Origin of the sequence: Paenibacillus zeirhizosphaerae, assembly GCF_030705605.1 — a bacterium.
GTDB classification, from domain to species: domain Bacteria; phylum Bacillota; class Bacilli; order Paenibacillales; family Paenibacillaceae; genus Paenibacillus; species Paenibacillus zeirhizosphaerae.
This window is the reverse complement of record NZ_JAPCKK010000017.1, coordinates 115,595-139,141: the sequence shown is the minus strand read 5'-3', so window position 1 is coordinate 139,141 and position 23,547 is coordinate 115,595. Positions and strand designations below refer to the sequence as shown.

Here is a 23,547-nt window from a genome sequence, read left to right as displayed (position 1 = left end):
ACATAGATAAGGAATGGGCCATGAGAGCGTCCCATTCCTTATCTGTGTTCACGGATGATGCATGATCAACCGGCAAGCAGACGGTTGAATTAGGAGGTTTTAGCAATCACGAGTACTTTACCAAGATCGAGCTCTTTCTCATAAAATGCCGCTTCGGCATCGGTAAAACCCATCGACACGATTTTCGCCCGCAGCTCGTCACCGCGTGAACGGAACAGGTTCGCCAGAGAGTCAAACATGCCTTCTTCCTTTATGCCAATTTCTTTTGCAGCCGCTGTCCCGGCGATACGGTCCGTACGATCCTGGTTATGCGCCAGCACAAATACGTCTTCATAACGGTAGCCAGTACTGCGCAGCTCCTTCACCGTCTCCACGGCCTGCACTCCGTTCTCCACCACTTTTGCATAAGCTTGAGCATTCGTCGAATTCATCGTTCTCACTCTCCTTAACTGTATTCAGGTTTCGTGTTTGGGCCAGCCCCAGCACGCTGTATCATTAACCAGCCCCCATCTTTTTGAAACAATCACTGCGAGCTTTCATCAAATAACTCCACAGCCCGCAGTCCTCCGGTCGCCGGGTTGGTGTAGACCTTGATGGCTTTATGGCCTCGTACATATACATCACCATCTTCAGCAGTAAACTGGGTCCCCCCCAGCTTCTGCTCCAGCGTGCGCCGATCCAGCGGCAGCCACTGATCGTTCACTTGTACACGCATCGCCCCAGGGTCCACATGCACGTAATAAACATAACCATCCCGGATCCCTACCACAGCGTCAGCGTAATGATATTCCGTGGAATGCAGAAGCCAGTCTTCGGAGACCTCCCTCGGTTTTCCTTTTTTACGAAGGACATCTTCTTTCCGGTCATCAAGTGAGATGCCATTCAGGGAAGTAAACTGGGTAATGGCAGGCGACTGCTCCCGCACTCCTGCCACCGCCTGCGCCACATTGCCGGTTACTTGCGGTGAAGCAGCCGCCGGATCCGCACTCGTTCCGGGAAAAGGAGAAAGCAAACCTGCAAGCATCAACAGCTGTGCGATCATCATTCTGCTCACCCTTTCAATGGATTCTTGGTTGCCGGTTAAGCGGATCTGCCGACTGCGCTATCTGCTCCGGATCTTACTCCATGCACCGGCAGCGATATCCACATAGGCCAGCCAGTTACTTGCTCGGCTGGATTTGCTGTGCACAGCATCGTAGGCTTGAAACGTGCTGTCGGACGGCTGCGCCGGTTCTGCAGCAACTGTTGCCTTGGCCGCGGCCTGCGCTGGTTTAGCCTTGTTCAGCTTGGACATGAACGTAGTCGATAGCTGTTTGCCCGCTGCCGTAATCTCTGCCAGGACGTCACCCAAATTTTTCACCGTAGTCACGACTGGCTCAATTTGCTTCATTTTATGTTCCACGTCTATCGTAATGTCGTTCGCATGACGTAGCATCTGTTTGACCTCATAGCTTAGTTCATCAATCGTTTTTTGCACCTCCAACAGCGTATCCGTTACCTTCTCCAATGACGTTGACGCCGAGCGGAGAGTCCTAACCAGAAAAAAGACAAGTACTGCAAAGGCAAGTGCGATAATAAAAATACTGATTTGCGCTAGCATAGCCTAACCTCGCTTTCCTGTCGCTGTTATCTGGGGTCCCTTGTACTGCTTAGTTACCCCTTCCACTAGTACACGAAACAAACGATATGCGGGCTGATGCCTAGGAGTGCAGGTCCTTTTACGAAAAAAACGCATGCACAAAAAAAGCTCTGATCCAGACGCCCACATGCACGCCAAAATCAGAGCTTAATCGTTATACATTGGATTTGTACGAAACCATGTCAATCGGCATAAATCCGGTCTGCCGCGCTGCCCCCGAACAGGAAGTGCTCCTGCCAGGACTTACTGAAATCCGTGACCTTCACCCCTCCGGCTGCGGCCGAGAACGTATGTAAAAGCTGATTGTTGCCCAGGTAAATTGCTACATGGGTAATGGTGGAATTCGACTGCCCCAGTCCCGCTTCGGCTTCCGCCCTTGAGCTCGCATAGTCGAAGAATACCAGATCCCCGCGCTTCAGCTCGGACATATCGTAAACCGGGTTACTATTCTGCTGCACCCAGCTCCCCTGCTGGCGCGAGTCCGCTGGAAGCTGATAGCCTAGCCCTTCCAGAAATATCTGACGAATAAAATCCGAGCAGTCAAATGTATCCGTCGTATTCCGGTCGGAGCCAAATTCATACGGTGTTCCCAAATAAGTCATCCCGGTCGCGATGACCTGCTCGATCGCCTCGGATACATCTGTCCCGGTGTATGCCGGCTCGATCTGCATCACCTGCGGAGTGGGAGAAACCGTTCCGCTCCAGGGGGAAGCAGCGGCCGAAGCTGCTTGAGGAGCCGGAGTGGACCCAAGGATACCGCCCTTCTTCAGAAACCTTTCCGACGAGCTCACATAACCGCTTAATCCACCAAAGGTTGTCACTTTATACCAATAAGGGTCGCTTGTATCAACGATGGAGACCACCTCACCCATTCCGAGCACGCCAAGGACAGCAGCTTGTGTGGACGGTTGTTCCCGCAAATTGACCGCCGTCTGAATCGTTCCCGTCCCATTGGCTTGTCCGGCTAATGGCACAACGTCAGCGTCCGATGCCGCCTGTCCGGAAGCGGAGTACACAGGTGCCTGCTCCAAAGGAAGCACAGCAGTAGATACGCTTTGGACCACCGCCGCGGGACTTGCATTCATCTTTATGTATTGGGAGGAGCTGCTTGCATATCCTGTTAACCCGGTGATTGTCTTCACCTTGTACCAATAGCTGCCCGCTTGCGCCAGCACCGTAACCGTCTCCCCCTGCTTCAGGAAAGCAGCAGTTTCGCTATCCGTTGACGGTGCCGTTCTCAAACGCACAGCGGATTGAATGACCGCCTTCTGCCCGGGCAAAATGGCCGTCGAGGCTGCCGAGGCTGCACTGGAGAATACGGCATCCGACACAGTGCATAACATCGCGGAAGCCAGCAGCAGGTTTAAAGCGCGTTTTTTCATGCATTCCCTCCATGCTTCTGCAGCTTATTTTCTAAATTTCAACATCATTGCTACCATTATAATAAAGCACAGGTTAGATCAACATAGTACATATTGCCTATTAAGAAGCTAGGACGCCTGCTTTTCCCTCACGCTCAACATAACCCCGATAATGATGATCACTCCACCGATCCCATCGTATATATGCACAACCTCGTGCAAAAACACCGTTGAGAACAGTACCCCGAAGAGAGGAACCAGGTTCATCAGCGCCACGGCACTGCCGGAGCTGAGGCTCCGCAGTCCGTAATTATACAACATAAAGGCGGCTACCGAGCAGAAGATGCCAAGATACAGCAGCATCCAGAGAGACTCCTCATCAGGCACCTGCCACCTGGACCGCTCAAGCAGCGCAAGTGGAATAAAAGCGATTGTCCCTGCAATGGTCTGGTAAAACGAAACGGTTACCATCGAATAATGATTGACCACTTTGCGTGTAGTAAAGTTATAAGCTGCAAACACAACACCTGCAAGGATCAGGATCAGGTTGCCTGTTAACTGTCCTGAACTCTCCCCCGAGCTGCCTCCCGAAATCTGGTACACCCCGGCAACGGCCATTACAATCCCAAGCCCTTTCAGCCAGGAAATTTTCACACGATAAAAAATGAATTCGAGCAGTGCCGCAATGGCCGGGTATGAGGCAACAATCAATGCGGCGCTTGACGCTGTGGTCAACTCAAGTCCGATATTTTCCATAGCAAAGTAAAGCGTTGTGCCCAATATTCCGCTCAGCGCCATCCAGCCCATATCCCGCGGAGCCGGTCTTACAAATTCTTTTCTAGCCAGCATAATCGCTCCCAAAATGACCGAAGCAATGACGAAACGAGCAGCTCCCAGTGTAAGAGGCGGAAACGATTGGTAAGCGATCTTGGTACCTACAAACGAGGTACTCCATATCACAACAGCAGTAATTACAGCGATCAGGTAAAAACCTCTGCTGTTTCGCGCTTTTACTATTCGTGCCTTTCGGATTTCATTTACAGTATCCATGCTCAGCCCTCCAAGGTATTCTAAACGCTCAAATATAGTAGCTACTTATGTAGCCACTATATAAAAGGTATAGCATTGGCACTATTGCCTGTCAAGTGTAATAATGGAGGATATCGAATAAGCGAACGAAACGAGCTATTGAGCAAACCGAGAATCAGGAGGTTCGAAGATGAAATCAGAAATCATTAAAATGCTGCAGGATTTGAATTTTACCGAGTATGAAGCCAAAGCATATTTGGCACTGCTTGATAAATCCCCTTTATCGGGATATGCGATTTCTTTGAATTCAGGCGTACCCCGTTCCAAAATCTACGAGGTGCTGAGCGGGCTGGTCGAGCGCGGGGAAATTATGGTCAGCCACGAAGATCCTTCGTTGTATACGCCCCTGCCGCCACAGGAGCTAATCCGTATGAAAAAAAGCAGGCTGGAATCCTCCTTCGAAGCTGCCGAAGCTGCGCTTGCCAACTACTCCTATGTCTCTTTAAATCGGGAAAATATATGGAACATCACCGGATACGAGGCGATATTGAGCCGAACGGCGGAAGCGATCAACCGGGCGTCCGGACGTATTTTGCTGGAGATCTGGACCGAAGAAGCACAGCAGCTTGAACTCGAACTGCGCAGAGCGGCGGAACGAGGCGTCGAGGTTCTAATTGTCGTTTACGGAGAATTGAAATTCGATTTTGCGCAGGTATACCCGCACGATTCGAGTGAAGAGATTACACGGGAATACGGCGGGCGCTGGATTGTAGCAAGTGTGGACGATCGTGAAGTGGTGGCCGGTATCGTTTCTCTGGGTACGGACAGCCGAGCGGCCTGGACCATGCACCCTGGTCTTGTCATGCCGATCACCGAGGTCATCATTCATGACCTGTATATTTATGAGATGATGCAGGCGCACCGCGCAACGCTGGAGCAGACCTTCGGTCCCAATCTGATTGAGCTGCGCAAAAAGTATAATTTCGGCCCATCAGGCTACAGCATGGCCATGAAGCTGGGACTCGGGAGATAGCCCTCCATCTTTCAATCACTGACACCAAAAAAAGGATTTCCTCATCCCGCTCATGAGAAAATCCTTTGCCATCGCTTACTTCACACCGCTTGGTTCTACGTGGACATGCACATGCATAATATTATGCGCCTTCTTCATCCGCTCCTCAATCTTATCGCTGATTCGATGGCCTTCAATGAGCGACAAATCCGGATTGACCTCAATCACGACATCGACAAGCACATAATTGCCATGGACACGCGCTTTTACATCCCGTATTCCTTCCACACCCGGTGTTCTGGCAATGGTGCTGCGCAGATCGGACAACTGGTGTTCATCAAAGCCGTCCGTCAGCGTGTGCGTCGAATCTCTGAAAATTTCCCAGGCGGTTCTGCATATCAGCAAGCCTACAAGAATCGCCGCCACCGTATCCAGCCAAGGCAGACCGAACTGTGAACCGATAATGCCTATCGCAGCCCCGATACTCACCATAGCGTCGGACAGGTTATCCTTCGCGGCTGCCATAAGCGCCTGGTTATTGATCTCGCGGGCCAGCCTGCGGTTGTACTGATACACGCCCAGCATGACCACCGCACTGATCACCGCAACCGCCACCCCCATCACATGGGGTTCCTGCTTGTTGCCTTCGAATATGGAACGGACAGCCTCTATCAGCACCTGCAGACCCACCGCAGCCATAATAAAGGATGCGACCAAAGCGGCTACCGTCTCTGCGCGGAAATGCCCGTATGCATGATCGGAATCCGGCGGTTTTTGGGAAATACGCAGACCGATCAGCACCGCAACGGAGGCCATAATATCTGTCAGGTTATTAAATCCGTCTGCAAGCAGAGCGCTTGAGAACAATAAATAGCCGCATATGATTTTAAACGCCGAAAGAACCAGATAAGTGACTATGCTGATCCAGGCCCCTTTTTCACCTTTACGTATTTCTTCGTACACATCCGGCAATATAAGACACTCCTCAGCAGTTCCAGAATAGATCGAATCAATTCACTCATGGTAACAGACAAAACTCTAGTGGGTCTAGAGAAACACTGTTTCTTGTCTGCATGGCTGTAGTGGCAATGAAAAAATATTGCTCATGCTCATCCGTGTAGTATAAAAGAAATTCTTTTTCTCCCATGCAAAATTCATCCGCTAGCCCTAGCCGCTTTATTCATATTGCCCTTGTCCGGCCTTTTAAAAACGTATAAAATGAGTTCAGATGCCCCGCACTGCAGTTTCCATGAGGACCCAACCTTGGCGGCATCAGGAGGAATCTATAATGACCGATAATCAGGATAATCAGGAACCCCGTAAAATTGATTTGGCGGAAGCCGTCCGGCAGAAGCTTGCCCAGAAAAAACAGCAGGGAAATAACCCTCAGGGCGGCGGCTTCAATGGCGGACAAACCAAGGCGCTTAAAAGTCAAAATACGAAAAAACCGAATAATCAGCGCCGCCGTACCGGAGGCTCCTAATCGTGTCCAGGTTGTTGTGCCCCGATTGTTCTTACGCGCGCTTCACTTCTCCAGAACAATTCCGGACACTTGGGCAGGGGGTTCATCTTGAACGCTTCGCCTGTTCAAGGAATGTTTTTGCAAGTTTACGCGAAGAAGAACACGCAGCAGCTTAGAACATGAAAAAGGGGAGCCCCACCAGGTCAACAGACCTTTTGGGGCTCCCTTTATTTTGTTATATGGAGCTGCTGGCAGAAGGGCTTAAGAAATTTCTACAGGGTACATGCGCTCACGCAACTGTTTGACTTCTTCACTCTCCAGATACTCGTCGTAGCTCATCACGCGGTCGATGACGCCGTTCGGTGTAATTTCCACGATACGATTTGCTATCGTTTGAATAAACTGATGGTCATGGGAAGTAAACAGCATAGTACCGTCAAAGTCAATCAAGCCGTTATTCAGCGCTGTAATGGATTCGAGATCCAAATGGTTCGTAGGCTCGTCAAGCAGCAGCACATTAGCACCGTTCAGCATCATTTTAGCCAGCATGCAGCGAACTTTCTCGCCCCCGGACAAAACGCTGGCCTTCTTCAACGCTTCCTCGCCTGAGAACAGCATACGTCCCAAGAAACCGCGCAGGAAGGTCTCATCCTGATCCTTGGAGTACTGGCGCAGCCATTCTACAAGATTCAACTCCACCCCATCGAAGTACTTGGAGTTGTCTTTCGGGAAATAAGCCTGGGATGTCGTAACCCCCCACGTGAATTCTCCGGAATCCGCCTGCTTCTCGTTCATGAGGATTTCGAACAGAGTAGACTTGGGCAATCCGTTCGGACCGACAAACGCGATTTTGTCGCCTTTGTTCACCACGATGCTGAATTCGTTCAGCACCTGTTCTCCTTCAATTGACTTGCTCATGCGGTCTACCGTCAGCAGTTGCTTGCCGGCTTCACGTTCAGGCTTGAAGTTGATGAAAGGATATTTCCGGTTGGACGGCCTAATATCATCCAGCGTAATTTTATCCAACTGCTTTTTGCGGGATGTCGCCTGTTTGGATTTGGAAGCATTGGCTGAGAAGCGCTGGATAAACGCCTGCAGCTCTTTAATTTTCTCTTCCTTCTTCTTGTTCGCGTCACGGGTCAATTGCAATGCAAGCTGACTGGACTCGTACCAGAAGTCGTAGTTGCCGACATACATCTGGATTTTACCAAAATCGATGTCCGCAATATGCGTGCAGACCTTGTTCAGGAAGTGACGGTCATGGGATACCACGATAACGGTGCCTTCATAGTCCATCAGGAAATTCTCCAGCCACTGAATCGACTCCAGGTCCAAATGGTTCGTAGGCTCGTCAAGCAGCAAATTGTTAGGGCGTCCAAACAATGCCTGCGCAAGCAGTACGCGTACCTTCTCATTACCGCTCAGCTCGGCCACCTTCTTGTCATGAAGCTCGCGCGGAATGCCAAGACCAATCAGAAGAGCCGCTGCGTCGGGCTCTGCGTCCCAGCCGTTAAGCTCCGCAAATTCCCCTTCAAGCTCGCCTGCACGCAGTCCGTCTTCTTCAGAGAAATCGGCCTTCGCATACAACGCGTCCTTCTCCTTCATAATCTCGTAAAGCCGGGTGTGCCCCACAATGACTGTCTCCAGTACCGGAAACTCATCATATTCGTAATGGTTCTGCTTCAGTACGGCCAAGCGTTCGCCCGGTGTCATATGGACATCACCGCTGTTAGGCTCGATTTCCCCGGACAATATTTTCAGAAACGTCGATTTGCCGGCTCCGTTTGCACCAATCAATCCATAACAGTTACCTGGTGTAAATTTGATATTTACATCTTCAAAAAGTGGGCGTTTGCCATAACGAAGCGTTACGCCGCTTGTACTGATCATATATGCATTACCGTCCTTTATTCATTTTGGTTAAACCGTATCCTAGCTATGCATTATAACACAGAACGAAGGCGGATTTGAACCTTCCGCCCTTGTTTTCGTTGCTTTTGGTCTAATCCTTCCGGTTTTCAATGCGCAGCATCTCCCCATGCCCCAGCACCCGGATGCGCTCCTTGGCAATTCCAAGTCGCTTGCGCTCGGCTTCCAGCCGGTCCAGCGCTTCCTTCGGTGTATCGTCCGCCAGCTTGAACGTCCCGTAATGCATCGGCACCATCAGCTCGGACCCTGTCTCCAGAAACCCTTGCAGCGCTTCTTCCGGTGTGACATGCTGCGAGGTCATGAACCATTCCGGCTCATACGCACCAATCGGCATCAGAGTCACATCGATATCAAACCGTTCCCCGATATCCTTAAAGCCGCGGAAATATCCAGTATCTCCAACAAAATACAGTGTAGGCGGCACAGGCTCCTGAACACCCATGGTGTCGTCCATGCCTGCTCCTTCATTATACGGGATTCCCCCATGGCCGGGCAGATGCTTTTCGGATTCCAGCACATATCCGCCCCAGTGCGAAGTGTTGGTATCCGTAAGCGTCCGGCGTGTCCAATGCTGCGCCGGGACAAAGCTGATCCGCACCCCACCAACCGTGACATGTTCCCACCAATTCAGCTCCACACAGTTGTGGAACCCTTTTCTAATCATTTTGGATTTTAATCCGCAAGGCACGATCAAGAGCGTCTTCGCACTGTACAATTTACGCAGGGAATTGATATGCATATGATCATAGTGGGAGTGCGACACAAGAATCACGTCGAGCGGTGGAACATCCTGAATCGGAATACCCGGACGCGTGAGGCGGCGGTTCAAAGCCATGCGTTCAGCCCATACCGGGTCAGTCACGATATTTAATCCCAGGTACTGGATGAAAAACGTGGAATGTCCGATCCAGGTTACCGTCGTCTCTTCCCTGTTACCGTGAAGAAACTCCAGGTTCGCAGTATGGAAGGGAATAGTAAAGGAATAATCTTTTATCTTGCGGCGACGCTCTTCACGCCACTGCCTGAATTGTTTGAGTGTTTTATCTGTGCTTACATTATCAATGTTGTTGAAGCGTAATTTGGGCATTTAATCCGATAGCCTCCTCTCCATGATGGCGTCCGTCCGAGAATCAGTATATTCAAGCGGCGGATGCATCCGATGCAGCTTTTTACATATTGTTAGTATAAATCAAACCAGAGCAAAAGGAAAAAAGGCTGTAGTATCCTTATCCTTCCTGAGAAACGAACAGCCACGGGAATCGTCATACTTTGGAAGCTCCAGACAAATGATGTACAATAGAATACAAGAAATTTTAAATATTTTGCTGTAAGGAGGCTGGCTGAAAATCATGAAAATTACATCTATCGAACCGACTCCAAGTCCCAATACGATGATGCTTCATCTGGATGAGTCGCTGGAGCCGGGCATTCGCAAAACATATACACTGGAAACAGAACGTTCTGCGCCTCCTTTCATTCGCCGCATGCTGCGGATCGATGGGGTGAAGAGCGTATTTCACACCGCCGCTTTTGTCGCGCTGGACCGCAAGGGCAATGCCGATTGGGCCGCCATTCTCGGGGAGGTACGTGAGCAGTTTGGCGCGGATGCAGCGGACACAAACTGGGATATTCCGGGGGAAGGAACTGCTGAAGCTTTCGGGGAAGCCCACGTATTCGTGCAGTTCTTCCGTGGCGTGCCAATGCAGATTCGCGTGAAGGCAGGCGGACAGGAAGAACGCATCTCCCTCTCGGACCGTTTTGTCAGCGCCGTAACAGAGGTGGCCAGCGCTACCCTGATCAAGGAGCGGAAGCTTGTTGATTACGGCATCCGTTATGGCGAGCTGGCGGATATCGTGCGTGAGGTGGAGCAGGAGCTCGAAGCCGCTTATCCGCCTGAGCGCCTGTCCAAGGTGGTGGAGCAGGCAATCGCCCACGGCGTGGACAGCAGCGAATTCGTAGAGCAGCGCCGCGAATACACCGACACTGAGGTGGATGAAGCGCTGGGCAGCGAGGATTGGCGCGTGCGGTACGCAGCCATTGATGCCATGGAGCCAACGCCTGAGCGCCTGCCGCTCATCATGCGCGCGCTGCGTGATGAGAAAATGCAGGTGCGACGGCTCGCCGTCGTCTACCTTGGCGATGTGCGGACTCCTGAGGCGATGGAGCTGTTATACGAGGCGTTGCGTGACTCTTCAGCATCCGTGCGGCGGACGGCAGGTGATACCCTTTCCGACATCGGTGATCCTGCCGCTACCAATCCTATGATTGAAGCGCTGAAGGACAGCAGCAAGCTTGTACGCTGGCGGGCGGCACGTTTCCTGTACGAGGTCGGAACCGAGGATGCCCGGGATGCGCTGGAGCAAGCGGTGGAGGATCCCGAGTTTGAAGTGAGCCTGCAGGCCAAAATGGCGCTGGAACGAATCGAATCCGGAGAGCAAGCTGCCGGCACAGTATGGCAGCAGATGGCGAAGCGGAATTCCTAGAGATGAATTTTCCCCATCAAATAATCATTGATTATTAGGGAACAAAAAGATATACTGGTCCCTGTTCTAAAAAAATAAATAACATATTCATGTCACAAACCTCATCAACCAAACCATGATGAGGTAGAGGTCGCGGATGTGATCAGTAAGCCGGAGGAGACGACAGGAGCCGTCCATGATTCCGGCCGAAAGGCCCATCCGCCGAAGTGCCCGGGGACCGACTCCTTGCAAGCGTCCCGGCTGCTGGGGCTGCACACCGAAAGGTGCAGAACTGTCACAACCGCCCGTGTACCGGGCGTTGTGTTGAGCTATCTTTAATCCTGGAAGGTATGATGCGGAGTATTATAGATCAAGACCGCAGGCTGTTTCCTGCGGTCTTTTTGTGTTTTCACCGATATCCCCTTCCTGCTCGGGCCTGGACATGACATGTTGCCATTTTACAAAGGAGTGTTCATTTCATGCAGTACAACGACACACCCCCGGCTTCCTTGAAGAAGGGGCTTAAGGCAAGACATATGACGATGATCGCCCTCGGCGGATCGATCGGGACAGGCTTGTTCCTGGCCAGCGGAGGAGCTGTTGCGCAGGCAGGGCCAGGCGGAGCGCTGCTCGCTTACGCAGCCGTCGGCATTATGGTCTACTTTCTGATGACGAGCCTAGGTGAGATGGCGACCTATATGCCGGAATCCGGCTCATTCAATACGTATGCCGGCCGCTTTGTCGATCCGGCTTTTGGCTTTGCGATGGGCTGGAATTTCTGGTTCAACTGGGCGGTGACAATCGCCGCCGAGCTGGCTGCGGCCACATTGCTGATTAAGTACTGGTTCCCGGACAGCCATTCAGGCTGGTGGAGCCTGCTGTTCCTGGCCCTGATCTTCGCACTGAACGCTCTTTCAGTCAAAGGCTACGGCGAGTCGGAATACTGGTTTGCCATGATTAAAATCATTACCGTGATCGTCTTTCTTATCGTGGGTGTGCTGATGATCTTCGGCATTCTGAACGGGGAGACCCCCGGATTTAGCAATTTCACAGCCGGTGACGCGCCGTTTCCAGGCGGGTTCTTATCCATCCTCGGCGTCTTCATGGCGGCTGGATTCTCTTTCCAGGGCACCGAGCTGATCGGTGTTGCGGCCGGCGAAAGCGAGAATCCCCGCCAGAACGTTCCCCGCGCTGTGCGGCAAATTTTCTGGCGCATTCTATTCTTTTACATTTTGGCCATCATCGTCATCGGTGCCCTGATTCCGTATACCAATCCGGATTTGCTGCGGAGTGACATTACGGATATCAGCATCAGTCCGTTTACGCTGGTGTTCGAAAAGGCAGGACTCGTCATAGCAGCCTCCGTCATGAATGCAGTCATTCTGACCTCTGTGCTGTCTGCCGGTAATTCGGGTATGTATGCGGCGACACGTGTACTGTTTGTACTCGCTAAGGAGGGCAAGGCTCCCCGTTTCCTCGGTAGGCTGAACCGGCGCGGCATTCCGATGAATGCGCTGCTCATGACGGCTTCCGTTGGCTTGCTGGCGTTCCTCGGTTCTTTGTTGGGCGACGGAGTCGTCTACACCTGGCTGCTGAATGCCTCCGGCATGTGCGGTTTTATCACCTGGGTCGGCATCGCCGTCAGCCATTACCGGTTCCGCAGAGCCTTTATGGCACAGGGGCGCAGCCTGAACGAGCTGCCCTTCCGAGCCCGCTGGTTCCCGTTCGGCCCGCTTTTTGCCTTTGTGCTCTGCATCATCGTGATCATCGGACAGGGCGCAGACGCCTTCATCAGCGCGCAGATCGACTGGGCCGGGTTGACAGCCGTCTATCTGGGGGTTCCCCTGTTCCTGCTGTTGTGGTTTGGCTATAACCTCGTTCGCCGTACACATGTCATCCCTCTGCACGAGGTCGATCTTGATACAGGAACGAGAACAGAGCACTAACACAAAAAACGTCCCGATAGACAGAACCTCTGCCCCGGGACAGTCTTTGTGTTAATCTGCTTCTACTATTTCTTTTGTTCTCTCGGATGCAGCGGCTATCAACAGGTAAACAATCAAGATTCCACACGAGACGAGTCCCAGCATACAACACTCTCTCCTTTTTTTAACTAGGATATGCAGAGTTAAGAGGCCGAATGCTATTTATATTTCCCCAGAATCTCGCGGGATAAACAAAAAAAAGGTCAAGAGCGGAGAATTACTCCGGTTCTTGACCTTTTACTATAAGCAAAAAGCGCAGGCGGCACCTTGAAATTGACCGCAAGGTGTTATTCTTGATAGATTCACAGTCTCTTTTATTGGAAGCTTCGATGCATGATCATCTCTTTTTCGATATGGGTTGCCACAATTCCGAATTCAGGTTCAGGCACAACTACCTGGTCACCCAGCAGCAATTTGACGGCAAGATAAGGAAAATTGATGCCTGTCAGGCAAGATGTATAAAGCCCACCCGACGTTCTCGGGTTAATCTCAAGCAGCTTCGGTTTGCCCTTCTGGTATATCACCTGGATATTGAAGTTGTATTGGAGCGGTATCACTTTATGAATTTCATGAGCCCACTCAATCAATAACTCGTTCTCCTCCAGTAAGCGCACCCGGCCCTCTACCTTTTTACGAGGCACAGCTGCTAATAACGATGATGATGAAGCAAGACAATCAATACTGTATTCATGTCCGCTCATGAATTCCATTACCATGAGAGGCGGAAACTCAGGAACACTTGAAAGCATACGAATGGCTTCATCCAAAAGGATGCCTGGTCCGCAAGGATCGTAAAGACTCTGGATCGAAGGCAGTGTTTCCTTGATGATGCGAAAACCAGCTCCTCCCTCTCCGCTCGCCGGTTTAAAGCACACCCGATGCCCTCTCTCTTTCAGTTGGTGATAGGCTTCCTTAAACTCATCAACAGTCGATACAACATAGTAATCAGGCAACTCAATGCTCTTTAAAGTGGAAAGCTCCGAAAATAGTTTGCCTTTATCCAACACCAAGCCGATAAGCTCAGCATCTCCGGCTGCCAATAACTTCGTCCCGATTTTGGCGAATTCCGAGCGATACTTTACAATTTCGGACATGCCAAAATGAGGGATGAAAATATCAATATTATGTTTTTTGCAAAAATCGAGGCAATACCCAGGATACTCATAAAGAGGCAATGTAGGCTCAGGCTCGGCATAATCTGCGATCTGTAACATCAAGGAATGTGTTTTGGGATGAGTCACATAAATCTCGAACTGCCTTTGGTCCGCATTACGACGAATCATTTCAACATAGTGACTTGCCGTTGAAAAAGTACGATTATACCAAATACGTAAGCTCATAAAAGTGGTTGCTCCTTCATTATGAAATAGTGGGAACCTGCTGCTGTATGCTTAGAAAATAGGTAGTAATTTCCGCAATGAGTTCTTCCGCCGCCTTGATCCCTGACAGCCGGGTATATCGTACCCCCGCCTTGTCGGGCTTGCGGGCATATAGCTCGCCATGTCTTGGCGATAAGGCCAAATCGGAGATGTTCAGCAGGCTTTCATCCAGCAGGGAATCCCCGGCTGAAGCAATGTAGCGGGCGCCAACAACATCACGGATATACAGCACCGCATCCCCTTTGTTAATTCCAGCAGGCACTAAATACAGCTTTCTTCCTTGAAATGACACATGCCAGCCCATGGCCGCTAAACGATGCCTGAATTCTTCAATCACAGGGATCGGCGCACGCTCGGGATACAGCATAACACTAAAAAACAGCTCATCCGAAAACTCGATTTTCCGGACCCATTCCGGCGAACTGATCTGAGCAAACGCGCTGCTTACTTCCTCCGGAGCGGCACTTTCTTTCAAAGAATGCTGGATATGGGCTGACCATGCTTGATCCAGAATCCCGTCAATCAGTATCTTGCCGCCGTTACTAGTAACTGCATATTTAGGCTGCAGGTGCTCTTCAATAAAAAAAATCCGCTTATACTGCTCTTCCGTTCTGGTCGTGACTGGAATAAACATCGCATGGCCGGCAAGCTTTTGCAGCAGCTCAATGGAGGTTTGCGTCATATAGGAAATATAGTCCCCCTGGTAAAGCTCTACCGGAACGAGCTCATTCTCCGGAACCGTGCCCATAGATTTTCTGGAATAAATCAACGTCCTGTCCAAATCGCTTGCAAAAATCATGATTTCTCTCCTTTCGCGGGACGAATGATTCCACAGCACGAGTAGCTTAAATCAGGATAAACCTCAATAGGCACATTTCGGTCCTTTACCAGCAAACGAATATGCTCCAGATTCGGATTGTCTTCCCGGTCCACAAGTATTTTCCAAGGCACTCTTCTCAGCAGCACCCGGGTGGTTTCCCCAACACCTGGTTTCACCAAATTAACATCACGAATTTCGAAGTCGTTCTGGATACGTGTAATATCCTGCATTCCTTTCCACGACTCCTCTTCTGGATGCAGATACAGTTGTTCGGCTTGCAGCTTCGCCTGGTCCATAATCTCATCGAAATGGGCTGACACCTGGTCAACAAATACATTCGAAACGTCTTCGGCCAGCCATTCGCGGTAAAATTTCGCACCATGAAAATCATTGGGGCCAATGAGGTCTGGGCGTAAAACGGTGCGGCTCACCAGTCCGGAGACTGTAGAATTTAGAGCAGCGCTCGGGATCAGAAAATCTTCACGAGTCCCGAAGGTTTGGGAGCAATGTCCTGGATCTGCAAGAACGGCTAAGTCATCATTTAATAAGACATGATGTTTCTCGTGAAATATCTTACTAGCCTCTATCAGGACTTTGCGAATCGCTCCCTTGCCTGTCCAGCCATCTACAAACTGAATCTCACTGGAAGGATGATTCTGCAGCATATAAAGAATCGCATTTTCATCGATCCCTTTGCCTCTGATAATCGAGATACTATAGTGCGGCAAGGTTATACCATAGGTTTTTTCAACATAACGTTTGATCAGTATTCCAATAGGTGTTCCAGCACGGGCCAGGGATGCCAGTACAACGTTACATCCTCTTTTTTTAATAATAAGCTCTGCAACTACTCCTGCCGCCAAAGCTACTTTTTTAGCGCTGCTTTGCAGGGTTCTGTGAAATAAATCAAGGTAGTCCTGCGTAGGCTGGTATTCTACCGGAAGCATTTCCGAATAATGCCTTCCCGCCTGGATCGCTTCTTCCCGGTCTTCTGTTGGCACCTCCAGCTTGGCGTCGCTAATATCTTTCAGCAGAAAAACCACATCTTCCGCCTTATAACTACCTATTAACGGTGGAGACATCAGTCTGGTGTCTGGTATCATATCGTACACTCCTATTCTTAACAAAAGACAACATTGATTTGGGGGATGCCTGTAGACAGAAGAGCCTTTTCATAAGATTGAAAAGTTTCGGGCTGGTGCGGCCGTTCCATAAAAACAAAGACTTCCTCGTATACTCCCTCGGGAACGTTATAGAAATAATAAGGAATCGCCGGGTCGTCCGGGGAATGAAAGGGAAATTTATTTCGAACAGCATAATCCTTGTGATCAGAAGGGTGGATAGGGCTCCTTGTACTCGACTGATAATAGATGCCATCCCCCATTTCAGCGGCAATCCTCATTGGAATGTACATAAATTCGCCTGTTCCCAGACAAAGGGTTTTCTTTCCTGTTCTGTGCTGCTTTAAATACGCTGACGCTTTTGAAATAGAAGCATCCAATACATAGCTTTCTTGAGCATTCATACCAAAACGTCCCGTAAACTTCAGAAACGGCTCTTTGTTGACATCACCAACAGAATTCGTGGAGGAATAGGAAAGATGATCAAAATATTCGGATAACGAGATGATGCCGATATGCTGCTCTGCAGCATCATGAACCGGTAGATCAGGCAGTTCTGCTTGAACCTCTGGCGGTGCTCCGTTAACGCTAATTTTCCCTTGTACCAGAGAAATGCAATCAATCGTAATGCCCAAGCTTTGCTCCACCTGGGTAAATTGTTCTTTTTGTTCATCAGACCGCCAATCCAGGAGGCTTGCCAGCACATAGTGCTTTCTGGGATGCTTTTGCTGTATGTCTTGAATTATATTCAAGGCTGTTTTGCCAGTTGTGATTTCATCATCGACCAAAACAACCGTATCCTCACCACTGAAAAAATCAGGATCAGCCGCATAACAACGGTGGGCTGTAGCATGGGAGTGTTCCTCCTCGAAGCTCAAACGAGGGCTGGTGTCATGAATGCTCTCTCTCGTCGTATGAATAAACCTTGCCGGACCGGTAAACAGATCAAACATGCCATGCCCCAAAGCAGTCGCCGTTTCCGCAAAGCCAATGAATATCATGGGCTCAGGGACAGGAAGACGCTGCTGCTTTAACCTCTCACAGAGCTTGAAGGCTTCTGAGCTATCACTAAATCCCCGTACAATCTGATCCATTTCGACCGACATCGTAACCTCATTCTTAGCATGAAGCAGCAGCCCTAAGGTGAATGCCCCCAGTAAGCCGATATGCGGATCAACAGGAATATGCTTGCCGAGAATTTTGCTTACAAATAAAAAGCTTCTTTTCTTATTGATGCGTGCTGCCATGGCAAAGAGATCCTGTAACGGAATTTGATAGGGATTGCTTGTAATTTGAATATCTAGGTTTAATTGATCCAGTACTTTAAATGAGTATTTGTTCATGTTCTTTGTCTCCAAGGAGTAGAGTGGTGAAATTGATATTTTCATGAAGGACGCCATAGACCTGTGACCGTGCCATCATCCGCTGAGCCCAGTTGAGATGGGGTTTGATTTCATTCATTTTATTGGAATATTTGCTTTTGAATACGCCCAGCATCCCGGTGTTATTGTCGATAATAGATAAGGCATCCATATATTCCTCATGTGTCACTACATACATGGATTGCACCGGCAGAATGTGGGTTGGATGGATGATGGTCTTGCCTATAATTCCATTCTCCTTGTCCATAGCTACCTCACGGATCAATCCATCAACGTACACATTCAAAATTTCCATTCTGCGTTTTCTGCCCACTCTACCGGCAGTTTCTTCAAATAACGTTTGTCTCAGTTGAGGTTTAAGCACTCGGTCTGACTTGAAATACTCCCATACAGGCCCGGAAATGACATGCCCGTCCTCCGCACGCCCAAAGAAATTGATAATATCGGTAATACAATCCCGGATCACAGAGATATCATAGATCGTCATGTCAGGACTTCTGCGCAAGCCAAATAGACTTGAAAAGTCAGTCGCTCCAATCCGGATGTTCAATATGTAATCTTGATATTGTGTAATGAGTTGTCTGAGTCCCGATAACGTCTGGTATCTTTCCTCTTTATAGATGACCTCCGCGGATTCAAGAATAGGCAGGCCATATAATGTTGGAGATGAGAGACGCTTGGTATGGTTGTAGCCTTGAATGATTTCAAGATATTGTTGTCCATTGGAAAGTGAGAACTTCGGCAGCATAAAGCCTGTAATCATTTCAGTCGTTTCTTCAAAAATCGTTATAATGCGTTTGAGCTGCTGCGGCGACCGTACCCGGATAAAAATCAGCGGAATGCTCTCTTCCTGGATTGCACCTAGCTTCATCATGGAGTAGAGACGATAGATTTGATCAAGCATGGAGGCTTCCGCCTGTTCAACTTGATGATCACCGACCGCATCTTCAAGGTCTATGACCATGGAGGTAAGACCTTTGATTTTACTATCCATAATGTCTCCTACAATAGACGCCCTTGTAGCCGGCATATACAGTGCAGCGCCTACAGCAAAAGCCAGGACCTCTTTTGGAGTCCGATTTGTAAAATGAGACGGGGCGATATGAAATATTCTGGATTCCTCTTCCGGCTGCAAGTAATTAAAATAGCGCACGTTCGCTCCTCCTTGCCATGCTGGGTTTCCCCAACTTGCGGCACCTACAAATAAAAATGTGAGTTTCCAAGGTGTAAAAAAAATCCCTCCCAGTGGAAGGAGGGACCCAGAATTTGGATTATGCAGATTTGGTTACAGAGCTGGATTTTTTGCGGATAGAGCTGAAAATGATCGTTCCAACAAATACAGCTATTAATATGGCAAAGAAAAGATAATGAGACATTTCAAATCCCGCTACCGCTGCAAGCATTTTAGCGCCGATAATAATGATAAGGATAAACGCCGCTTGCTCAAGCTCCGGATACTTGTCTATCAACTTCAGGAATACCTGAGCAACCCCCCTCATCATCAGCACGCCCAGAATACCTCCGAGGAACAGAACCCAAACTTCGTTGCTTACGCCAAAGGCTGCGATTACGCTGTCGATACTGAAAGCAATATCCATAGCCTCTACAGCAAGTACCGTTTGCCAGAAACCTTTACCTTTATTTTGGACCTCTTCTTCCCCTTCCTCAGCGGCCGACTGACGGCGAATATAGGGAAGAATGCCATAAAACTTAATTTCCAGCTTAAACAGGTGACTACACGCGATCCACAGCAGATAAAGACCACCGACGACTTTAACCCATGTGATTTTAACAAGGAATGTACCTATGCCAATAGCAATGAACCTAAAGACATATGCACCCAAGAGACCATAAAATAATGCTTTCTTTTGCTGTTCTTTAGGTAAATGTTTAACAAGCACAGCCAGCACCAAGGCATTATCCGCTGAGAGCAATCCTTCTATGATGATTAATGAGAATATAATGCCCCAGCTTGCCGGCTCGCTTAAAACCTGTGCCATATGCGGCCAGTTAAAAAATGTAGAAAAATTATCTGCTAGACTCTGGAAAAAATCACTCACTTACTTTCCCCCTTAAAATTCAGGACCTATTTCGATGCTGTTGTCCACCGCATATTCCAGTCAAATGCTCTGTCGAGCTCCTTATGTCCTGAAGTGTAATGGATCAATTTTTCTACACTAAAGGTTTGGTTGTTTTCATTGGTAATTAGTGCAATCCCACACATCACCTGTCTGTCATTATGCTCGTCCAAACGAACCTCGATATCTGGTCCTCCGCTTTGCTTAATGGTGACCACACCATCAGCCTGTGCCCAATTCGCGACTCCATCGTAGATATAGGCGAAGACCAGTATACGTTTAATTTCCGAAAGATACTTGCCGTTGATGCGGAGATTTTCACCCGTCTTTACCAACCCTGTCCGATCATCCCCATCCAGCGCGATATATGGTTCATAATCTAATGAGCCAAACCGTTTTCCCAGAGCTTGAATAACACCTTTATAACCATCCTGTAATTCAAAGAGGCATCCGAGATCCAGGTCTATTCTTTTTGCAGAACCGAAAAGATCTTTTTTGCCCTGGCTCCAATTTAGATTGACTACTATTTCACCCAGCGGGCCTGCTCCCTTTTGGAGGTTAATCTTGTCCCCACGCTTTTTAAGTTCAATCTTCGATAGATTGACAGGTGGGGGAGCAGGTGTTGGAGGTAAAGGCGTGCTCTTGGGCGGCTCAGGAGTAGGCGAAGACACGGATTCTTCTTGGACTTCAATGCCGTAGCTGCTACAAAGGGCTTCAAGCCCGCCGGAAAAGCCTGAAGCAATGGAATTGAACTTCCATTCACCTTGGTGCTTATAAATCTCACCTACAACAATGGCCGTTTCCACGCTAAAAGGGGTATCGATATTAAAGCGGATGATCTCTTGGTTGCTTGCTGGATCCATGATTCGAATATATGTATTTCGAACCTTTGCAAAACTTTGTGAACGCTGTTCTCCATCATAAATGGTGAGAGAGAAGGAAATTCTTTCGTACTGATCCGGTATGTTTTTAAAATGGATCTCGAGTTGCGCTTTATCCAATATCCCGGCTAAATTTACAGCTTGTGACCGGACGGATACACACTGGTTGGGACCCGCAGGATTACCGTAAAAGATCAGATCCGAATCTTGGGTGACCTTAGCATTGCCCGCCAGCAGAAAGGAAGAAAAATCGATGTCCACGTCAGGAACGGCTTCCCATCCCATGCCGACAATCACACTTTTCAAGAGGGGGTTTGTTTTGGTGAGATCAACTTTTTGGCCTTTAATCAATGTAATCGTCATCTATACCAGCCTTTCATTTAAGCCGGATGCTGATACCCCCGCATCCGGCTCGGATATTACTGAGCGTCTAAGCCTGTAAATCATCCTCTAATTAAACGGTTACTCCGTAATCCCGGCACAGTCCGGCGAGTCCATCCTGGAATCCGCTGCCAACCGCACTAAACTTCCATTCTCCACTATGCCGGTACAGTTCTCCTACCGTGATAGCCGTTTCAATCGAAAAGTCTTCACCAAGATCATAACGAATCAATTCTTCATTCGTTGCTTCGTTAACTACACGAACATAAGAGTTGACCACTTGTCCAAAATTCTGATTTCTCTCTTTTGCTTCATGAATCGTAATACAGAAAGCAATTTTATGAACATCTGCAGGCACATTGCCCAAGTCGATCATGACCGACTCGTCGTCACCTGTCCCTTCACCGGTACGGTTATCCCCAGAAATGGCTATGGAATTATTGCTGTTAGACGGATTATTATAAAAGATGAAATCAAGATCGGAGTTCACCTTGCCTACTGCATTCAGAAGAAAGGTAGATGCATCCAGGTCAAAATCGCTTCCTCCGTCATATTTATTGAGGTCCCACCCTAAGCCAACTTTAATCTTGGTGAGGCCAGGATTCGTTTTTGTTAAATCTACTTTTTGTCCTTTTGAGAGGTTAACCGCCACAGGTGAGTCCCCTTTTCTTTTATATTTGTTAAACTTTTTCTCAGGAAGAAAGTCCAAAATCACGAATCAATCCAGCCAGACCGTCTTGATAGCCGCTGCCGACAGCGCTGAATTTCCATTCGCCGCTATGACGGTACAATTCGCCAACAACGATCGCCGTTTCTACAGAGAAATCTTCGCCAAGATCGTAACGGATCAGTTCTTCGCCAGTTGCTTCATTTATAATTCGTGCAAAAGCGTTGGATACTTGTCCAAAGTTTTGGTTACGTTCGGCACCCTCATGAATCGTGATACAGAAAGAAACCTTCTCAATATCTGCAGGAACGGCTGCCAAATCCACCTTGATTTGCTCGTCATCTCCGTCACCTGCACCTGTACGGTTATCACCGGTATGTACAACAGATCCGTTTGCGTTTTGAGGATTATTGTAGAAGATGAAGTCTGATTCTGTCTGAGCTTTTCCAGCTCCATTTAAGCAAAATACAGATGCATCCAGGTCAAAATCAGCACCACCGTCGTATTTATTGGTATCCCAGCCCAAGCCTACTACCACTTTCGCAAGCCCTGGATTTGTTTTTGTCAGATCGATTTTTTGTCCTTTAGATAAACTGATAGCCATGTCTAATTTCCCCTTTTGTAGTTTTAATTGATTGTTTAATGAATTATTAGAAACATTCCCTATAGTGTTAAACTTCCACTCGTCGCCATAACAATAGCTTTCTCCCGGTCTATCAAAGACCAAAGTCGCCTGGGGCTATATGCAGCACCCCGCAAATCTCTCTAACGGATTGTTTTTCTAAATCATCAAAGCTACCATCAGCCGCTCCAACTGCGCAGCATACTCCTACAATGATTCTTCCAACTTCAGGTTTCGATTTGAATTTAGCAATGACTCTCAGTGCTTCCTGTTTACCAACCATCACATCAAAATCCATATTACCAGCATAATGATTGAAGCGCTCGATCACTTCGCTCATGTTAAAAACCTTTAGTTCCTCACTTCGACCCAAATACCCAGCCATCTTTTGCTTTTCTGAAGCATCAATTGTTCCATCCGCCACTGATACAACGGCACATCCTGCAACAATCGCTTCAAGTAAATCCTTGTTTTTAAACTTTCTCACATTTTCTGAAAGGGTTCCTTTTGTACGAGACAGCCATCCTTGAAAAGTGTTCAAAGTACCCGACATATGGTCAACCTCCAATTGTTGTCATTCACTTAAGTGAATCATTCGAAATCAAGCTGAAATCCGCTGGTTGTTCCCTATGTAATACTGAAATTTACGAATTATTGGAAACGCTCCGCCAAAATATCGATATGGGCAGCGTAAGCACCCTCGCCTACAGCGTTAAACTTCCACTCGCCGCCTTGACGATAGATTTCCCCAGCCAGCAGAGCTGTATAACCGCCATAGTTATCCGTAAGATTAAAGCGGACAAGCTCCTGATTATTCTGCGAATTCACAACCCGAATATAAGCTGAATTAATCATCCCAAAATCCTGGCCACGTTCTACGCACTGATAGATATTCACGACCATCAAAATCTTCTCGACATCAGCCGGGACCTTTTTCAAATCGATCATAATTTGTTCGTCATCTCCATCGCCATCACCGGTTAAGTTGTCACCAGAGTGTCTGACAGAGCCGCATCCGCTAACTTGGTTATAGAAACAAACCAGGTTGGAATCTTTAACAAGCTTTCCTTGTCCATTCAACAGAATAGCGGAGGCGTCACAATCAATATTCACACCTCTCTTTCTCCCAAAAAAGCCTTTTTCCTGAACTGGGTCCCATCCCAAACCTACCGTAAGAAATGAGAGACCGGAGCTTCCCTTTGTTAAATCAATCTTCTGCCCTTTAACCAAAGTAATCCCCAAAGCTGATACCCTCCCCGGGAGTTTTCTCCCAATTCGAATATAGTACTAAAAACCCAAAAAAGCTAGATGCATGGAACTCACATTTTTACTATGAG

23 protein-coding genes and 1 riboswitch are annotated in these 23,547 nt (G+C 48.5%); of the genes, 4 read left to right on the top strand and 19 right to left on the bottom strand.

The annotated features are described in order from the left end of the window. Window positions 1–89: 89 nt before the first annotated feature. From OIN60_RS15005 to OIN60_RS14985, 5 genes are all read right to left on the bottom strand, one after another. Window positions 90–431, bottom strand: coding sequence for a YflT domain-containing protein (locus OIN60_RS15005; protein ID WP_305755686.1), 342 nt, complete (start codon window positions 429–431; stop codon window positions 90–92). A 92-nt stretch (window positions 432–523) separates the two neighbouring features. Beyond that, entirely contained in the window at window positions 524–1,045 is a 522-nt protein-coding gene (locus OIN60_RS15000) for a hypothetical protein (protein ID WP_305755685.1), read from the bottom strand. A 57-nt stretch (window positions 1,046–1,102) separates the two neighbouring features. Next, window positions 1,103–1,600 carry a DUF948 domain-containing protein gene (locus OIN60_RS14995; RefSeq protein WP_305755684.1) on the bottom strand — a complete coding sequence of 166 codons (498 nt, stop codon included), beginning with the start codon at window positions 1,598–1,600 and terminating at the stop codon, window positions 1,103–1,105. Between the two features lie 221 nt (window positions 1,601–1,821). Next, window positions 1,822–3,021: a C40 family peptidase gene (locus tag OIN60_RS14990; RefSeq protein WP_305755683.1), complete on the bottom strand. Its 1,200-nt coding sequence runs from the start codon at window positions 3,019–3,021 to the stop codon at window positions 1,822–1,824. A gap of 108 nt (window positions 3,022–3,129) precedes the next feature. Continuing rightward, window positions 3,130–4,050, bottom strand: a complete 921-nt coding sequence (locus OIN60_RS14985; RefSeq protein WP_305755682.1) for a DMT family transporter — start codon at window positions 4,048–4,050, stop codon at window positions 3,130–3,132. A gap of 169 nt (window positions 4,051–4,219) precedes the next feature. Between OIN60_RS14985 and OIN60_RS14980 the strand changes: the two genes are divergently transcribed. After that, window positions 4,220–5,062, top strand: coding sequence for a TrmB family transcriptional regulator (locus OIN60_RS14980; protein ID WP_305755681.1), 843 nt, complete (start codon window positions 4,220–4,222; stop codon window positions 5,060–5,062). Window positions 5,063–5,137: 75 nt separating this feature from the next. Here OIN60_RS14980 and OIN60_RS14975 read toward each other — a convergent pair whose 3' ends face one another. Further along, window positions 5,138–6,013, bottom strand: coding sequence for a cation diffusion facilitator family transporter (locus OIN60_RS14975; protein ID WP_305755680.1), 876 nt, complete (start codon window positions 6,011–6,013; stop codon window positions 5,138–5,140). Between the two features lie 316 nt (window positions 6,014–6,329). Here OIN60_RS14975 and OIN60_RS14970 point away from each other — a divergent pair, with 316 nt between their 5' ends. Further along, window positions 6,330–6,524 (top strand): hypothetical protein, encoded by a 195-nt coding sequence (locus OIN60_RS14970; RefSeq protein WP_305755679.1) that lies wholly within the window; start codon window positions 6,330–6,332, stop codon window positions 6,522–6,524. 240 nt (window positions 6,525–6,764) lie between these two features. Here OIN60_RS14970 and OIN60_RS14965 read toward each other — a convergent pair whose 3' ends face one another. Together OIN60_RS14965 and OIN60_RS14960 are read right to left on the bottom strand one after the other, a co-directional pair. Beyond that, a complete protein-coding gene (locus OIN60_RS14965; protein WP_305755678.1) occupies window positions 6,765–8,393 on the bottom strand; it encodes an ABC-F family ATP-binding cassette domain-containing protein in 1,629 nt (542 codons plus the stop codon). Window positions 8,394–8,505: 112 nt separating this feature from the next. Then, window positions 8,506–9,519 carry an MBL fold metallo-hydrolase gene (locus tag OIN60_RS14960; protein ID WP_305755677.1) on the bottom strand — a complete coding sequence of 338 codons (1,014 nt, stop codon included), beginning with the start codon at window positions 9,517–9,519 and terminating at the stop codon, window positions 8,506–8,508. 262 nt (window positions 9,520–9,781) lie between these two features. Between OIN60_RS14960 and OIN60_RS14955 the strand changes: the two genes are divergently transcribed. Beyond that, on the top strand, window positions 9,782–10,915 hold the full coding sequence (locus OIN60_RS14955) for a virulence factor (protein ID WP_305755676.1): 1,134 nt from the start codon (window positions 9,782–9,784) through the stop codon (window positions 10,913–10,915). Window positions 10,916–11,031: 116 nt separating this feature from the next. Further along, window positions 11,032–11,234: riboswitch (Lysine riboswitch) on the top strand. 139 nt (window positions 11,235–11,373) lie between these two features. Beyond that, a complete protein-coding gene (locus OIN60_RS14950) occupies window positions 11,374–12,840 on the top strand; it encodes an amino acid permease (protein ID WP_305755675.1) in 1,467 nt (488 codons plus the stop codon). Window positions 12,841–13,193: 353 nt separating this feature from the next. Here the strand turns inward: OIN60_RS14950 and OIN60_RS14945 are convergent, their stop codons facing one another. The 11 genes from OIN60_RS14945 to OIN60_RS14895 all read right to left on the bottom strand — a co-directional run bounded on the left by OIN60_RS14945 (window position 13,194) and on the right by OIN60_RS14895 (window position 23,452). Further along, on the bottom strand, window positions 13,194–14,219 hold the full coding sequence (locus OIN60_RS14945) for an ATP-grasp domain-containing protein (RefSeq protein WP_305755674.1): 1,026 nt from the start codon (window positions 14,217–14,219) through the stop codon (window positions 13,194–13,196). A gap of 19 nt (window positions 14,220–14,238) precedes the next feature. After that, entirely contained in the window at window positions 14,239–15,057 is an 819-nt protein-coding gene (locus tag OIN60_RS14940; protein ID WP_305755673.1) for an HAD family hydrolase, read from the bottom strand. Beyond that, entirely contained in the window at window positions 15,054–16,181 is a 1,128-nt protein-coding gene (locus OIN60_RS14935; RefSeq protein ID WP_305755672.1) for a cysteine protease StiP family protein, read from the bottom strand. Before OIN60_RS14935 ends, OIN60_RS14940 begins: the two co-directional genes overlap by 4 nt. A gap of 17 nt (window positions 16,182–16,198) precedes the next feature. Then, complete coding sequence (locus tag OIN60_RS14930; RefSeq protein ID WP_305755671.1) at window positions 16,199–17,542, bottom strand: phosphoribosyltransferase family protein; 1,344 nt, start codon at window positions 17,540–17,542, stop codon at window positions 16,199–16,201. Continuing rightward, a complete protein-coding gene (locus OIN60_RS14925; RefSeq protein ID WP_305755670.1) occupies window positions 17,523–18,734 on the bottom strand; it encodes an HpcH/HpaI aldolase/citrate lyase family protein in 1,212 nt (403 codons plus the stop codon). The genes OIN60_RS14930 and OIN60_RS14925 overlap by 20 nt, the downstream gene beginning before the upstream one ends. A 118-nt stretch (window positions 18,735–18,852) precedes the next feature. After that, a complete protein-coding gene (locus OIN60_RS14920) occupies window positions 18,853–19,581 on the bottom strand; it encodes a TerC family protein (protein WP_305755726.1) in 729 nt (242 codons plus the stop codon). 86 nt (window positions 19,582–19,667) lie between these two features. Next, window positions 19,668–20,903 carry a TerD family protein gene (locus OIN60_RS14915; RefSeq protein WP_305755669.1) on the bottom strand — a complete coding sequence of 412 codons (1,236 nt, stop codon included), beginning with the start codon at window positions 20,901–20,903 and terminating at the stop codon, window positions 19,668–19,670. Between the two features lie 91 nt (window positions 20,904–20,994). Continuing rightward, window positions 20,995–21,573 carry a TerD family protein gene (locus OIN60_RS14910; RefSeq protein WP_305755668.1) on the bottom strand — a complete coding sequence of 193 codons (579 nt, stop codon included), beginning with the start codon at window positions 21,571–21,573 and terminating at the stop codon, window positions 20,995–20,997. 40 nt (window positions 21,574–21,613) lie between these two features. Beyond that, on the bottom strand, window positions 21,614–22,192 hold the full coding sequence (locus OIN60_RS14905; RefSeq protein ID WP_305755667.1) for a TerD family protein: 579 nt from the start codon (window positions 22,190–22,192) through the stop codon (window positions 21,614–21,616). A 112-nt stretch (window positions 22,193–22,304) separates the two neighbouring features. After that, window positions 22,305–22,751: a tellurite resistance TerB family protein gene (locus tag OIN60_RS14900; protein WP_370872502.1), complete on the bottom strand. Its 447-nt coding sequence runs from the start codon at window positions 22,749–22,751 to the stop codon at window positions 22,305–22,307. A gap of 110 nt (window positions 22,752–22,861) precedes the next feature. Further along, window positions 22,862–23,452 (bottom strand): TerD family protein, encoded by a 591-nt coding sequence (locus OIN60_RS14895; protein ID WP_305755665.1) that lies wholly within the window; start codon window positions 23,450–23,452, stop codon window positions 22,862–22,864. Between the last annotated feature and the right edge of the window lie 95 nt (window positions 23,453–23,547).

Coding starts and splice junctions, on each gene's coding strand:
- OIN60_RS15005 (WP_305755686.1), bottom strand. CDS start 431: ATGAATTCGACGAATGCTCAAGCTTATGCAAAAGTGGTGGAGAACGGA.
- OIN60_RS15000 (WP_305755685.1), bottom strand. CDS start 1,045: ATGATGATCGCACAGCTGTTGATGCTTGCAGGTTTGCTTTCTCCTTTT.
- OIN60_RS14995 (WP_305755684.1), bottom strand. CDS start 1,600: ATGCTAGCGCAAATCAGTATTTTTATTATCGCACTTGCCTTTGCAGTA.
- OIN60_RS14990 (WP_305755683.1), bottom strand. CDS start 3,021: ATGAAAAAACGCGCTTTAAACCTGCTGCTGGCTTCCGCGATGTTATGC.
- OIN60_RS14985 (WP_305755682.1), bottom strand. CDS start 4,050: ATGGATACTGTAAATGAAATCCGAAAGGCACGAATAGTAAAAGCGCGA.
- OIN60_RS14980 (WP_305755681.1), top strand. CDS start 4,220: ATGAAATCAGAAATCATTAAAATGCTGCAGGATTTGAATTTTACCGAG.
- OIN60_RS14970 (WP_305755679.1), top strand. CDS start 6,330: ATGACCGATAATCAGGATAATCAGGAACCCCGTAAAATTGATTTGGCG.
- OIN60_RS14965 (WP_305755678.1), bottom strand. CDS start 8,393: ATGATCAGTACAAGCGGCGTAACGCTTCGTTATGGCAAACGCCCACTT.
- OIN60_RS14960 (WP_305755677.1), bottom strand. CDS start 9,519: ATGCCCAAATTACGCTTCAACAACATTGATAATGTAAGCACAGATAAA.
- OIN60_RS14955 (WP_305755676.1), top strand. CDS start 9,782: ATGAAAATTACATCTATCGAACCGACTCCAAGTCCCAATACGATGATG.
- OIN60_RS14950 (WP_305755675.1), top strand. CDS start 11,374: ATGCAGTACAACGACACACCCCCGGCTTCCTTGAAGAAGGGGCTTAAG.
- OIN60_RS14945 (WP_305755674.1), bottom strand. CDS start 14,219: ATGAGCTTACGTATTTGGTATAATCGTACTTTTTCAACGGCAAGTCAC.
- OIN60_RS14940 (WP_305755673.1), bottom strand. CDS start 15,057: ATGATTTTTGCAAGCGATTTGGACAGGACGTTGATTTATTCCAGAAAA.
- OIN60_RS14935 (WP_305755672.1), bottom strand. CDS start 16,181: ATGATACCAGACACCAGACTGATGTCTCCACCGTTAATAGGTAGTTAT.
- OIN60_RS14930 (WP_305755671.1), bottom strand. CDS start 17,542: ATGAACAAATACTCATTTAAAGTACTGGATCAATTAAACCTAGATATT.
- OIN60_RS14920 (WP_305755726.1), bottom strand. CDS start 19,581: ATGGCACAGGTTTTAAGCGAGCCGGCAAGCTGGGGCATTATATTCTCA.
- OIN60_RS14915 (WP_305755669.1), bottom strand. CDS start 20,903: ATGACGATTACATTGATTAAAGGCCAAAAAGTTGATCTCACCAAAACA.
- OIN60_RS14905 (WP_305755667.1), bottom strand. CDS start 22,192: ATGGCTATCAGTTTATCTAAAGGACAAAAAATCGATCTGACAAAAACA.